The sequence below is a fragment of the uncultured Nocardioides sp. genome (genome assembly GCF_947489365.1).
Taxonomy (GTDB): domain Bacteria; phylum Actinomycetota; class Actinomycetes; order Propionibacteriales; family Nocardioidaceae; genus Nocardioides.
In genome coordinates, this window is record NZ_CANLDB010000007.1 from 194,279 (window position 1) to 206,865 (window position 12,587).

14 protein-coding genes are annotated in these 12,587 nt (G+C 73.2%); 4 read left to right on the forward strand and 10 right to left on the reverse strand.

All coding sequences use genetic code 11. The features are described from left to right. Positions 1-85 precede the first annotated feature (85 nt). Positions 86-1,018, reverse strand: a complete 933-nt coding sequence (locus Q0858_RS18115) for an SDR family oxidoreductase (protein ID WP_299057465.1) — start codon at positions 1,016-1,018, stop codon at positions 86-88. Positions 1,019-1,189: 171 nt separating this feature from the next. Between Q0858_RS18115 and Q0858_RS18120 the strand changes: the two genes are divergently transcribed. Next, on the forward strand, positions 1,190-2,026 hold the full coding sequence (locus Q0858_RS18120) for a helix-turn-helix transcriptional regulator (RefSeq protein WP_299057468.1): 837 nt from the start codon (positions 1,190-1,192) through the stop codon (positions 2,024-2,026). A gap of 23 nt (positions 2,027-2,049) precedes the next feature. Here Q0858_RS18120 and Q0858_RS18125 read toward each other — a convergent pair whose 3' ends face one another. After that, the gene (locus Q0858_RS18125; RefSeq protein WP_299057471.1) at positions 2,050-2,460 is read right to left on the reverse strand and encodes an MmcQ/YjbR family DNA-binding protein; all 411 of its coding nucleotides are present in this window, start codon (positions 2,458-2,460) and stop codon (positions 2,050-2,052) included. 83 nt (positions 2,461-2,543) lie between these two features. On the opposite strand from Q0858_RS18125, the gene Q0858_RS18130 reads away from it, so the two are divergent. Next, on the forward strand, positions 2,544-3,170 hold the full coding sequence (locus Q0858_RS18130) for a TetR/AcrR family transcriptional regulator (protein WP_299057474.1): 627 nt from the start codon (positions 2,544-2,546) through the stop codon (positions 3,168-3,170). 13 nt (positions 3,171-3,183) lie between these two features. Here the strand turns inward: Q0858_RS18130 and Q0858_RS18135 are convergent, their stop codons facing one another. After that, positions 3,184-4,728: an acyl-CoA synthetase gene (locus Q0858_RS18135; RefSeq protein WP_299057477.1), complete on the reverse strand. Its 1,545-nt coding sequence runs from the start codon at positions 4,726-4,728 to the stop codon at positions 3,184-3,186. 64 nt (positions 4,729-4,792) lie between these two features. Between Q0858_RS18135 and Q0858_RS18140 the strand changes: the two genes are divergently transcribed. After that, on the forward strand, positions 4,793-5,590 hold the full coding sequence (locus Q0858_RS18140; RefSeq protein ID WP_299057480.1) for an enoyl-CoA hydratase-related protein: 798 nt from the start codon (positions 4,793-4,795) through the stop codon (positions 5,588-5,590). Positions 5,591-5,852: 262 nt separating this feature from the next. On the opposite strand, the gene Q0858_RS18145 is transcribed toward Q0858_RS18140, so the two are convergent. Both Q0858_RS18145 and Q0858_RS18150 read right to left on the reverse strand, forming a co-directional pair. Then, complete coding sequence (locus tag Q0858_RS18145; RefSeq protein ID WP_299057483.1) at positions 5,853-6,830, reverse strand: nitronate monooxygenase family protein; 978 nt, start codon at positions 6,828-6,830, stop codon at positions 5,853-5,855. Between the two features lie 67 nt (positions 6,831-6,897). Continuing rightward, positions 6,898-7,323: a hypothetical protein gene (locus Q0858_RS18150; RefSeq protein ID WP_299057486.1), complete on the reverse strand. Its 426-nt coding sequence runs from the start codon at positions 7,321-7,323 to the stop codon at positions 6,898-6,900. Between the two features lie 124 nt (positions 7,324-7,447). On the opposite strand from Q0858_RS18150, the gene Q0858_RS18155 reads away from it, so the two are divergent. Further along, complete coding sequence (locus tag Q0858_RS18155) at positions 7,448-8,209, forward strand: response regulator transcription factor (RefSeq protein ID WP_299057489.1); 762 nt, start codon at positions 7,448-7,450, stop codon at positions 8,207-8,209. 15 nt (positions 8,210-8,224) lie between these two features. On the opposite strand, the gene Q0858_RS18160 is transcribed toward Q0858_RS18155, so the two are convergent. The 5 genes from Q0858_RS18160 to Q0858_RS18180 form a co-directional block, all read right to left on the reverse strand. Then, positions 8,225-8,599, reverse strand: coding sequence for a hypothetical protein (locus Q0858_RS18160; protein WP_299057492.1), 375 nt, complete (start codon positions 8,597-8,599; stop codon positions 8,225-8,227). Between the two features lie 2 nt (positions 8,600-8,601). Beyond that, complete coding sequence (locus Q0858_RS18165; protein WP_299057495.1) at positions 8,602-9,348, reverse strand: signal peptidase I; 747 nt, start codon at positions 9,346-9,348, stop codon at positions 8,602-8,604. Between the two features lie 212 nt (positions 9,349-9,560). After that, entirely contained in the window at positions 9,561-10,193 is a 633-nt protein-coding gene (locus Q0858_RS18170; protein WP_299057497.1) for a TasA family protein, read from the reverse strand. A 632-nt stretch (positions 10,194-10,825) separates the two neighbouring features. Then, complete coding sequence (locus Q0858_RS18175) at positions 10,826-11,482, reverse strand: hypothetical protein (protein ID WP_299057499.1); 657 nt, start codon at positions 11,480-11,482, stop codon at positions 10,826-10,828. 338 nt (positions 11,483-11,820) lie between these two features. Next, positions 11,821-12,462 carry a TasA family protein gene (locus Q0858_RS18180; protein ID WP_299057501.1) on the reverse strand — a complete coding sequence of 214 codons (642 nt, stop codon included), beginning with the start codon at positions 12,460-12,462 and terminating at the stop codon, positions 11,821-11,823. Positions 12,463-12,587 lie beyond the last annotated feature (125 nt).

Here is a 12,587-nt window from a genome sequence, read left to right on the forward strand (position 1 = left end):
CTGTCGTCTCCCGGGATCTCGTGGCTCGGTCGCTGCGCGACGCTCGCACCTCGATCTCCGGCCGGTCCTCGGGGCAGTGACCGCCTCAGACGCTGAGCGGGACCCCGACGGCCTCCTCGGACAGCGCCCACATGCGGGCGGCGTCCTCCGGGCTGCGGAGGCTCGCGTACGGCGTCCGCTCCGCGGGCCGTCCGCCGAGCCCGCCCGGGCCGCGGGGGCCGTAGAACCGGCCCCCGGCGTCCGGGGTGGTCGCGGCCATCACGGCCGGCAGTGCCGCGGACTCGGGCGTACCCGTGATCCCGAGCCGCGAGAGCACGCGGATCACCCGGACGCCGGCGGTGTCCCGGCTGCGTCCCACCTCGGGTCGGGCGGCCAGCAGGCTGGTCGGGGCCACCCCCGGGTGGGCGAGGTTGCTGCTGATCCCCCACCCCTCGGCGCGGCTGCGGCGGTCGAGCTCGAGCGCGAACAGGCCGACCGCGATCTTCGAGTGGCTGTAGGCCCTCATCCCGTCGTACGAGCGCTCCCAGCCCGGGTCCTCCCAGTGCACGCCGTTGCGGTTCGCCGCGATGCTGGTCTGCGAGGTGACCCGCGCGCCGCCCGCGACGAGCAGCGGCAGCAGGTGGGCGACGAGGGCGACGTGGCCGAGGTGGTTCGTGCCCCACTGCAGCTCGAGGCCGTCGGCCGTCGTCCGCCGCTCGGGCGGGGTCATGACCCCGGCGTTGTTGACGAGCAGGTGGATCGGGCGGCCCTCGTCGGACAGCGTGGCACCGAGCGCGGCGACCGAGTCGAGGGACGACAGGTCGAGGTCGCGCAGCGAGACGCGGGCGCCGGGCACGCGGTCGCCGATCGCGGCCACGGCGCGGTCGCCCTTGGCGCGGTTGCGGACGGGAAGCACCACCTCGGCGCCGGCGGCGGCGAGCCGGGCGGCGAGGTGGACGCCCATCCCGTCGCTGCCGCCGGTGACGACGGCGAGGCGTCCGGAGAGGTCGGGGACGTCGAGGGTGGGAGTACGGGGCACGGGTGGCTCCTCATCGAGGGGATCGACGTGGTGTCGATCCGGTGCTCCCACCCTGCGACGGCCGCGGCGGGGCATCCAGGGTCGGCGGATCCAGGGACCGGTGATCCGTGGTTGTGCCAGGACGAGCGGGGTAGAACGGACGTCCGCACACGTCGAGAACCGAGGGACACCGTGGACCGCACCGGACTGGCCGACTTCCTGCGTCGGCGGCGCGAGTCGCTGCAGCCGGAGGACGTCGGCCTGCCCCGCGGGCGACGGCGCCGTACGACGGGGCTGCGGCGCGAGGAGGTCGCCGTGCTCTGCCACATGTCGACCGACTACTACTCGCGGCTGGAGCAGGAGCGGGGACCACGGCCCTCGGAGCAGATGCTCGCGTCGATCGCCCAGGGCCTGCACCTCACGCGGGACGAGCGGGACCACCTGTTCCACCTGGTCGGCCACCCGCCCCCGACGTCAGCCGCCGCCGGCGCCCACATCAGCCCCGGGGTGCTGCGGGTGCTGGACCGCCTCGACGACACCCCCGCCGAGGTCACCACCGAGCTCGGCGAGACCCTGCGGCAGAACCGGCTCGGTGCCGCGCTCACCGGCGACGCCAGCCGATTCCAGGGGTGGGAGCGGAGCCTGCCCTACCGGTGGTTCGTGCTGCCGGGGGCCCGGGCCCTCTACCCGGAGGAGGACCACGCCTTCCTGTCGCGGCTCTTCGCCTCCCATGCGCGGGCGCTGGTCGCTCAGCGGGGTCCGGGGTCGCGGGCCGCGCTCCTCGCTGAGGAGATCCTCGCGCGGAGCCCCGAGTTCACCGCGTTGTGGGCCGAGCACGAGATCGGCGTCCGCCCACGGGAGTCCAAGACCTTCCTGCACCCGCAGGTGGGGCGCCTGGAGCTGACGTGCCAGACGCTGCTCGACCCGTACGAGGGCCACTCGCTGCTCGTCTACACCGCCATCCCGGGCACCGAGAGCCACGAGCGCCTGCAGCTGCTCGACGTGCTGGCGGCCCCCGCCGGGGTGTGAGACTCGCTCGGTTCACGGCCGCCTCACGGCGGCCTCGCATCGAGCTCCCGCACGAGCCGCGCCGGCGCCAGCACGCGCCAGCTCTCGGTGACCAGCTCACTGATCTCCGCCCAGTCCGTGGCGTCGTCGAGCACCACCGAGAGCACCTCGTCGTCGTCCCCCGGCAGGTACGGCGGCCCGATCGCCGCGAGCGCGGCCCGCTCCGGACCGACGCAGCGCAGGCGGACGACCGTCACCACCCGCCCGTCGGTCACGCCGAGCCGGGACGCCGCGTCGGCGTGGTGCAGCGCCAGGACGTGGGCGAACGTCCGACCCCGCACGCGCCACCGCAGCCCGGTCCAGGCGTCCTCCTCGACCGCACCCGGCAGCGCCAGCGCGAGGGGGGCGACACGCACGGCCAGCGAGGAGTCCGGGTCGGGTCGCCGTGCCGCCATGCGCGGGACCGTACGACGCCCCGCCGACACCCGCCACCGACCGACGAGGCGGCCGAGGGGGCTGTACGCCTAGCGTGGGTCCCATGACCTCGGGCGACGACACGGCGACGGGCGGGGCCCGTCCGGACTTCGCCGAGCGCAGCCGCCGTACGCAGCAGCACGTGCTCGACGCAGCCGTGGAGGTCCTCATCGAGCACGGGTACGCCGGGGCGTCGACGCTGCGGATCCAGGAGCGCGCAGGCGTCAGCCGGGGCCGGTTGCTGCACCAGTACCCCCAGCGGGACACCCTCCTGGTCGCCGCCGTCCAGCACCTCGTCCAGGCCCGGCTCGCCGCGCAGCGCGAGCGCACCGACTGGCCGACCGACGCCGGGGCGCGGATCGACGAGGCGGTCGGCGAGATGTGGCGCACCTACCAGCAGGGCTTCTTCTGGGCGGCGACCGAGCTGTGGCTCGCCTCCCGCCACCACCGGGCGCTCGCCGACGCGCTGCGCCCGCTGGAGCACGCGCTGGGCCAGGACATCCGCCGCTCGACGGACGCGATGTTCGGCCCCGCACTGTGCGCGCACCCGCGCTACCCCGCGGTGCGCGAGCTGGTCACCACGAGCATGCGGGGCGTCGCGCTCACCTACTCGTTCGCGCCGCGCGACCCCGCCACGGACCCGCAGCTCGCCGCCTGGCGCCAGCTGGCGCGGCGCGAGCTGCTGGGCTGAGCCCGGGCGGGGCTCACGCGAAGCGCGCCGCCAGGTCCTTCTTGACCAGCTTGCCGGTCGCCGAGCGCGGCAGGGCGTCGACGAAGTGCAGCTCGCGCGGCACCTTGAACCGGGCGATCCGCCCCTGGAGGTCGGCGAGGATCTCCTCGGCCAGCGCCGGGGACGGCTCGACGCCGTCCGCGGGCTGCACGACCGCGACCGGGACCTGGCCGAGGTCGTCGTCGGCGGCGCCGACGACCGCGACGTCCAGGATCGCCGGGTGCAGCGCGAGGGCGTCCTCGATCTCCTGCGGGTAGACGTTGACGCCGCCCGAGATGATCGTGAAGGCCGCCCGATCGGTGAGGTAGAGGTAGCCGTCCGCGTCGACGTGGCCGATGTCGCCGGTGGTGGTCCACGTCGGGTGGTCCGGGTGGGTCGCGGCCGCGGTCTTCGCGTCGTCCTTGTGGTAGCTGAACGGCCGCACGTCGCGCTCGAAGTACACGATCCCGGTGTCCCCGGTGGGCACCTCGGCGCCGTCGTGGCCGCAGATCCGGACGACGCCGAGCTTCGCCTGCCCGACGGTGCCGGGACGCTCGAGCCACTCGTCGGGGGTGACCATCGTGATGCCGTTGGCCTCGGTCGAGGAGTAGTACTCGTGCAGCACCGGGCCCCACCAGTCGATCATCCGCTGCTTGACCTCGACCGGGCACGGCGCGGCCGCGTGGACGGCGACCCGCAGGCTCGAGACGTCGTACGACGCCCGCACCTCCTCGGGCAGCTTCAGCATGCGCACGAACATCGTCGGCACCCACTGGCTGTGCGTGACGCGGTGCGTCTGGATCACCTCGAGCGCGTCCTCGGCGTCGAACCGGTCGGCCATGACCACCGTGCCGCCGGTGGCGTGGACGACGCCGCCGAACCGCAGCGGCGCCGCGTGGTACGTCGGGGCGGCGCTGTAGTAGACGGTGTCGGTGTCGAAGCCGTACGCCGGTGCGAAGACCATCGTGAACAGATCGAGCCGCTCGTCGATCCCGTGGCCGGGCAGCGGCGCCTTGACGCCCTTCGGCCGGCCGGTGGTGCCGGAGGAGTAGAGCATGTCGACGCCGCGCGGCTGGTCGGCCAGCGGCGCGTCGGAGGTCGTCCCCTGCACCTCGTCGTACGACGTCCAGCCGGCGGGGGCGCCGTCCTCGCCGGGGTCGAGGAGCACGCGGATGCCGATGGCGTCACCCAGCTCGGCGAGCGCGGCCCCAGCCAGCTCCAGGCACGAACGGGACACCAGCAGCGCACGGGCGTCGCAGTCGCCGAGGATGTAGGCGACCTCGCCCGCGGTGAGGTGGTGGTTGACGCCGGTGACGACGAAGCCGGACCGCAGGCCGGCCCAGTAGACCTCGAAGACCTCCGGCAGGTTGCCGGACAGGAACGCGACGTCGTCGCCCTCCCCCAGGCCCTGCTCGCGGAGGTACCGCGCGAGGCGGACCGACCGGGACTCGAGGTCGGCGTACGTCCGGACGACACCTGAGGTGGTGTGCACGATCGCGGGCTTGTCGGGCTGGGTGGCGGCGTGGGTGCCGGGGAACATGCGGACCTCCGGGGGCGGGGGTGACGCACGCTACAACGGTCAGCGTTGACCGTATAGTGCCCGGATGAGCGACTCCGACCTCCGCGTCGACGACCGCGACGGCGTGCTGGCGCTGACGCTGGACCGGCCCGACGCCCTGAACGCCGTGACCACCGACCTCGTGCTGCAGGTCGTGGACCTCGTCGAGGCCGCCGGCGAGCGCGACGACGTCCGGGTGATCACGCTGACCGGCGCCGGCCGGGCCTTCTGCGCGGGCGCCGACCTGGGCTCCGCCGGCCTCGGCACCGGGTCCGCGGGCGGAGAGGCGGGCCTCCCGGACGCCTCCACCATCGACAGCGTCAACCGGCTCGCGCTGGCCTGCCGGGAGGTGCCGCAGCTCGTCGTCGCCCTGGTCAACGGTCCCGCCGCCGGGGTCGGGGCGTCGTTCGCGATGGGCGCGGACCTGGTGCTGGCGTCCGACGCGGCGTACCTCAAGGGCGGCTTCGACGCCATCGGCCTCATGCCGGACGGTGGCGCGACGGCGTACCTCGTCGCCGCGCTGGGCCGTCCGCGCGCGATGGCGTACGCCGTCCTCGGTGACCGCATCACGGCCGACGAGGCGCTCCGCCTCGGACTCTTCGCCCGGGTCTGGCCCGCCGACGACTTCGTCGCGGAGTCAGCGGCCCTCGTGGCCCGCCTCGCCGCCGGACCGCGTCACGCGTACGCCGCCGCCAAGCGCGCCGTCGACGCCCGCGGACTCCCCGCCTTCGCCGAGGCCCTCGAGACCGAGCGCCGCCAGCAGCGCCGCCTCCTCGCCTCCGCCGACTTCGCCGAGGGCGCCGCCGCCTTCCGCGAGCGCCGCGAGGCCCGCTTCGGCCACTAGGCCGAGTCGGCACGTCTGCGCAGCCCAGGACCGCCGAGTCGGCACGTCTGCGCACCCCAGGACCGCCGAGTCGGCACGTCTGCGCAGCCGTACGCCGCCCGGTCGCCGCAGCTGTCCGCCTCACCGGGTCTCGACCCGCGGTCGTGGCCTCGCAGGCTCGGCCACGCGCTCGCTCGACCTGCGCCGCGTCACGGCCTCGCGAGCTCGGCCGTGGCGGCTTGACTCGACCCCGTACAGCTGCGCAGACGTGCCGACTCGGCGGTCAGGCGGTGAGGGAGGCGAGGCGGGCGCGGGCCTCGTCGAACTCGCGCTCGAGGCGGGCGACGAGCTCCTCGGCGGGCACGACCGCGTCGACGGCGCCGATGCCCTGGCCGGAGCCCCACACCTGGCTCCAGGCCTTCGCGGAGGTGGCCTTGTCGTCGGCGGAGCCGAAGTCCATCGCGGAGGGGTCGGAGGTCGGGAGGGAGTCGGGGTCGAGCCCGGCGGCCTCGATGCTGCCGCGCAGGTAGTTGCCGTGGACGCCGGTGAACAGGTCGGAGTAGACGATGTCGCCCGCCCCCGAGTCGACGACCATCTGCTTGTAGTCCTGCTCGGTGTTGGCCTCGGTCGTCGCGAGGAACGCCGAGCCGACGTACGCGAAGTCCGCACCGGCGGCGAGGGCCGCGAGCACGGACCGGCCGTGGGCGATGGCGCCCGACAGCAGCAGCGGGCCGTCGAACCACTGCCGGATCTCCCCCAGCAGCGCGAACGGCGACTGCGCGCCCGCGTGCCCGCCGGCGCCGGCCGCGACGGCGATGAGGCCGTCGGCGCCCTTCTCGACGGCCTTGCGGGCGAAGCGGTCGTGGATGACGTCGTGCAGCACGATGCCGCCGTAGGAGTGCACGGCGTCGTTGATCTCGGTGCGGGCGCCCAGCGAGGTGATCACGATCGGCACCTCGTGCTCGACGATCGTCGCCATGTCCTCCTCGAGCCGGGAGTTGGACCGGTGCACGATCTGGTTCACCGCGAACGGAGCGACGAGGGCGTCCGGGTTCGCCGCGGCATACGACGCGTTGCCCTCCTCGATCTCGGACAGCCACTCGTCCAGGACCGACGCGGGTCGCGCGTTCAGCGCGGGGAAGGAACCGATGACGCCGGCGCGGCACTGGGCGCCGACGAGGGCCGGGCCGGACGCGATGAACATCGGCGAGGCGACCACGGGCAGGCGCAGCGGGCGGGCGAGGACCTCGGGCAGCGGCATGCCGCGACCCTACAGTCAGGATTGACCGCGCCCGGTGAGGGACCGTACGGCGGGCTCGGCCGGGGCGTCAGCAGGTGATGGTGCGGGTGAACGTCGGGCCGGTCCAGCTCCGCAGGCGGGGCTGGATGGTCACCCGGAAGGATCCGCCGGCGAACAGCTGGGCCGGCACCGAGAGGGTGGCCGACCGCGACGTCGACGTCTCGGAGTCGACCGGTGTGGCGCTGGAGCCCCGGTACAGGGCGTAGGCGAACTCGACCCCGGTGAAGTCGTTGCCGCTCGACCCGCTGACGGTGACGGTGACGCCCCGGCCGAGGAAGTTCCCGCTGCACTGGTTCGTCAGCCCGACGTTGCCGGGCTCGGTGAGCGTGGCCGTGCTGACGGTCATGCTCTGGGACGCCGTGCCCAGGAACGCCGCGTGCGCGATCTGCGGTGCGACGAGCAGCGCGAGCGCGGTCAGGACGACGACGACGGCGCGTCGGACGTGGTCTGTCATCGATCCCTCCCGTCAGCGTGAGTACGCCGGCCCCCCGACCGGTGTCACCAGTGTGTCGGGACGGACGCAAGCGCCCTGAGTGTTCCTGCTCAAGGAAGCCGCAAGGTCTGGCATCCTTGCGCTCATGAGCATCCCTGGCACGGCGGAGCGGCGCGCCCTGGTCGTCGAGGACGACGAGGACATCAGCGAGCTCATCGGCTTCACGCTCGCCAAGCAGGGCTTCGAGGTGCGCACCGTGCACGACGGCCCGTCCGCCGTCACCGCCGTCCCGGAGTTCGACCCCGACCTGATCACCCTGGACCTCGGCCTGCCCGGCCTGGACGGCCTCGAGGTCTGCCGCCGGGTCCGCACCGAGACCGACGCGTACGTCGTCATGATCACCGCACGCGGTGACGAGGTGGACCGGCTGATCGGTCTCGAGACGGGCGCCGACGACTTCCTGGCCAAGCCGTTCAGCTCCCGCGAGCTGGCCGCCCGCGTCAACGCGATGTTCCGCCGTCCCCGGCGTGGACCGCAGGCCGAGGCGGCCGTGCCCGCGGAGGTCCCGGCCCCGGCGATGCCCGGCGAGGACCACGAGGTCCTGCGCCACGGCATGCTCACCGTCGACGTCGACGGTCGTCAGGTGCACCGCAACGGCGAGGAGCTGGAGCTCACCCGCACCGAGTTCGACCTGCTGACCGAGCTGATGCGCACGCCGGCCCGCGTGTGGAGCCGTGAGGCGCTGCTGCGGTCGGTGTGGGGCAACGAGTGGGCCTCCGACACCCACCTCGTCGAGGTCCACGTCGGCAACCTGCGTCGCAAGCTGAGCCAGGGCGCCGGCGACCAGCGCTTCATCCGCACGGTCCGCGGCGTGGGCTACCGCATGGAGGCCGCGGTCAACGCCTGAGCGGCGCCCAGCCCCTCAGTCGCGCAGGTACGCCGTCAGCGCACGGTCGGCGCGAGCGGCGGCGTCGCGGAGCGAGTCGCAGCGACGACGCGCGGAGCCGAGGTCCATCGTGCGGACGTCGGCCTCCATGCCGGTGGCCAGGGTTGCGAGCTCGCGGGTCCCCGCGGTGGTCGAGGAGACCTTCAGGCTGAGCAGCGCGTCCATGGCACGGTCCAGGTCGGCGTCCTCGAGCGCGCTCTCGATGCGGCTGACGCGTCGCTCCAGCAGCTGCTGGTAGCGGCGGGCGAAGGCCAGGGCGAACGACTCGTCCTCCATGTCGGAGGCGAGCTTGCCGAGGGCCGAGCGGTCGAGTGAGGGCTCGCCGGCGACCGTCACGGGGTCGTCGGTCATGTTCACTCCTCGCTCCGCCCGGTCACCGGCGCGCCGCCGGCGTGTGCGGGGACGATCGTAGAGCCCTCGGACTCGTCGCGGGCCTCGTCCTCGGACTCGTCGCGCCAGATCATGCTGAGGACGAGCATCATCAGGACGCCCAGGCCGCCCCAGAACACGTACTTCTGCACGAGCGGGGAGCGCATGAGCTGCACGACCTCGCCGAGGTGCGGGACGACGGCGACCTGCTGCCAGACGGTGTCGTCGGCGAGGTGCGCGGTCCACGGGTCCTTGTTCGGGTTCGCGTCCCCCTTGGTGACGACCACGGGGAGCCCGTCGTCGGCGTACGACACCTCGACCACGCGGTGGGTCTCGACGCGGTGGTCCTCGACGGGGATGTGGTAGCTGATGACGTCGCCGACGGCGACGTCGGAGGCGGGCCGCGGGACGGAGACGACCACGTCGCCGGGCGAGATGCCGGGCTCCATGCTGCCGGTCAGCATCGTCGCGGTGCGGTAGCCGAGCACGTGCGGCCCGATCGCGAGGAAGGCGAACGAGGCCAGGGCCAGGGCCATCACGACCCAGAGGACGACGGACCCGAGCCGGCGGAGCCAGCGCAGCGGCGCACCCGTCGTGCGGGCCGCGGCGGTGCGCCTGGTGCCGGAGACCGTCGGCGCGGCAGCCGTGCGGGGTGCGGTCCCGCGCTCCGCGCGGTGACCGCGGTGACGCGGCACGTCGGAGGATCGCGGCCCGAGCGAGGCGATCGACATGGTGGCTCCTGTGCGAGTGGCTGCTGGCTGGGTGCTGATGGGTCAACTCTGGCGGGACAGGCTCAAGCGAGGAGGTCCCGCAGGGCCTCGGAACGTGTGAGGTTTGCTCAAGGTGTCCGTGGGCTTGCTCAAGACCTGCGCAAGCGCCGGACACGCCCGGGAGGGCGTGGCCGGCGCCGCGCGGGGTGCGGACCCCGGGGACAGACGGTCGATCAGCGGAAGTCGGCGGTGCGCTGCGTGGCGTCGAAGGTGAACGTGACGGTGTTGCTCAGGTTCTTGAAGGAGTTGTCCGCGGCGGTCGGGAGCACCAGCTCGGCGCGCAGGTTGGCGACCTTGTCGGCGCTGTTCAGGGACGTGGTGGCGGCGCCCAGGTCGAGGTTCTGACCGATCACCGCACGCTGGGCGACGAGGTTGGTGGTCGTGCCGGAGCAGGTCAGCTCGTTGTTCGCGGCCTTGACCCACGCGACCGAGCACTGGTCGACCTTCAGCTTGAGGCCGTTGGCGTCGGTGGTGAGCAGGTTCGAGGAGGCGGCGGTCGTGGTGAGCTTGACCGAGCCGAAGGTCTCGGAGGTGCTGGCCCGCGTCAGCTGGACGGCGCGCTGCACGGTGTCGCCGGGGACGAGGTTCGTGGCGGCGACGTCGAGGCCACGCGTGGCCTGGCCGGCCGAGGTCAGCGTCACCGTGCCGGTGGAGACCGACTGGTCGGCGGCGGTGCTGGAGGTGAACGAACCGAAGGTGCCGAGGCCGGCGACACCGGCGGCGCCGGCGACGAGGACGACGGAGGCGAGGACCTTCGCGGAGGTGCGGCGACGGGTGGACTTCACGGTCTTGGCGGCGTTGCTCATGGTCTGCTCCTGAGTGATGGGCCTCGGCCCCCCGGCCTCGGTCACTGGTTGATGAGGACAACTCTGGCGGCGCAGGTTCAAGCCAGGGCCGTCCGGCGGGCGAGGGAACCCGGGAGGTTCCCGCAAGCCACCCGTGGGCTTCCTCAACGCTCCCGCAACCAGGTGGTCGAGCAGGGAGCGAGCCCACCGGTCGTCGAGGTGATCGGGGTGATGGAGATGGTCGAGGTGCGAAGCAGCTCCGGCGAGCGACCGCGTCGACTCACGCCGTCCGGGCACGGCGCCGCAGGTCGCACGCAGAGGGTGCGTGCGATCTGCGGCTCCAAGGCGTGCGCCGGCGTTCGGGGACGAGGCCCCGGCCGTCGCGACGGTCTCGACGAGCACGACCGCCGGTCGTCGACATGGTCGAGCTGGGAGCGAGTCCCGGCGAGCGACCGCGTCGAGACCGCCGTCCGGACGGAGCCCTGCGTGATCCCCTCAACGGTCCGTCGACCGGGGGTGGGGACGACGAAGGGGCCGCGACGGCGTGTGCCGTCGCGGCCCCTGCTGGTCGTGCGGGTGGTGCGTGATGAGGCCAGGCGGACGCTGCTCCCCCCCAGGTGTCAGCGCCCGCCCGGCGGTCCGGGTGGGGCCGCTCAGCGGAAGTCGGCGGTCCGCTGGGTAGCGTCGAAGGTGAAGGTGACGGTGTTCGTCAGGCCCTGGAAGGCGTTGTCCGCACCGACGGGCAGCACGAGCTCGGCGCGCAGGTTCGCCACCTTGCCGGAGCCGTTCAGCGCGTCCCTCACGCTGGCACCCAGGTCGAGGTTCTGACCGATGACCGCGCGCTGGGCGACCACGGTGGTGGTCGTGCCCGAGCAGGTCAGCTCGTTGCTGGTCGCCGCCTTGACCCACGCCACCGAGCACTGGTCGACCTTGAGCTTCAGGCCGTTGGTGGTGTCCGTGGTCAGCAGGTTGCTCGCACCCGCCGTGCTCAGCTTGACCGAGCCGAAGCCCTCCGAGTCGTTGGCCCGGGTCAGCTGCACCGCACGCTGCACGGTGTCACCGGGGACCAGGTTGGCGGCGGGGACGTCGAAGCCGCGGGTGGCCTGGCCGGCCGAGTTCAGGGTGACCCTGCCGGTGGAGACGGCCTGGTCGGCGGCGGTGCTGGAGGTGAACGAGCCGAACGTGCCCAGGCCCGCGACACCGGCGGCGCCGGCGACGAGGACCACGGAGGCGAGGAGCTTCGCCGAGGTGCTGCGGCGGTTGGACCTCGAGGCGGTCTTCACGGCCTTGCGGGTGCCCTTGCTGCTCATGTCGTTCTCCTGGGTGATCGGCCTCGGCCCCCCGGCCTCGGTCACTGGGTGATGTGACAACTCTGACGGCGCAGGCTCAAGCCAGGACCCGTCCGGGGAGCACGGAACACCCGAGGTTCGATCAAGCCCGCGCACGGTTTTCTCAAGAGCTCTGCAATCGCCTGCGGACCTGTCGTTCGGTGTCGTCGGGCGGTGCTGCCGGGCGGGGTACGACGAAGGGGCCGCGACGGCATGTGCCGTCGCGGCCCCTCAGGTCGTGCAGGTCGTGCAGGTGGTGCCGGGCGGGCGCTGCTCCCCCCCAGGTGTCAGCGCCCGCCCGGCGGTCCGGGTGACGTGACTCAGCGGAAGTCGGCGGTCCGCTGGGTGGCGTCGAAGGTGAAGGTGATGGTGGTGGACAGGTTCTTGAAGGTGTTGTCCGCGGCGGTGGGCAGGACCAGCTCGGCGCGCAGGTTGGCGACCTTGTCGGCGCTGTTCAGCGAGGTCGTGGCGGCGCCCAGGTCGAGGTTCTGACCGATCACCGCACGCTGGGCGACGAGGTTGGTGGTGGTGCCCGAGCAGGTCAGCTCGTTGCTGCCCGCCGCCTTGGTCCAGGCGACCGAGCACTGGTCGACCTTCAGCTTGAGGCCGTTCGTCGCGTCCGTGCTCAGCAGGTTCGTGGCCGAGGCGGCCGTGGTCAGCTTGACCGAGCCGAAGGTCTCCGAGTTGCTGGCCCGGGTCAGCTGCACCGCGCGCTGCACGGTGTCGCCGGGGACGAGGTTCGTGGCGGCGACGTCGAGCCCGCGGGTGGCCTGGCCGGCCGAGGTCAGCGTCACCGTGCCGGTGGAGACCGCCTGGTCGGCGGCGGTGCTGGAGGTGAACGAACCGAAGGTGCCGAGGCCGGCGACACCGGCGGCGCCGGCGACGAGGACGACGGAGGCGAGGACCTTGGCCGACGTACGGCGACGGGTGGACTTCACGGTCTTGCGAGCGGTGCGACCCATGACGAGCTCCTGGTGTGATCGGCCTCGGCCCCCCGGCCTCGGTCACTGGTTGATGTGACAACTCTGGAGGCCGGACCTCAAGCCACCACCCGACCCAGGAGCACGGAACTCGTGTGGTTCACGCA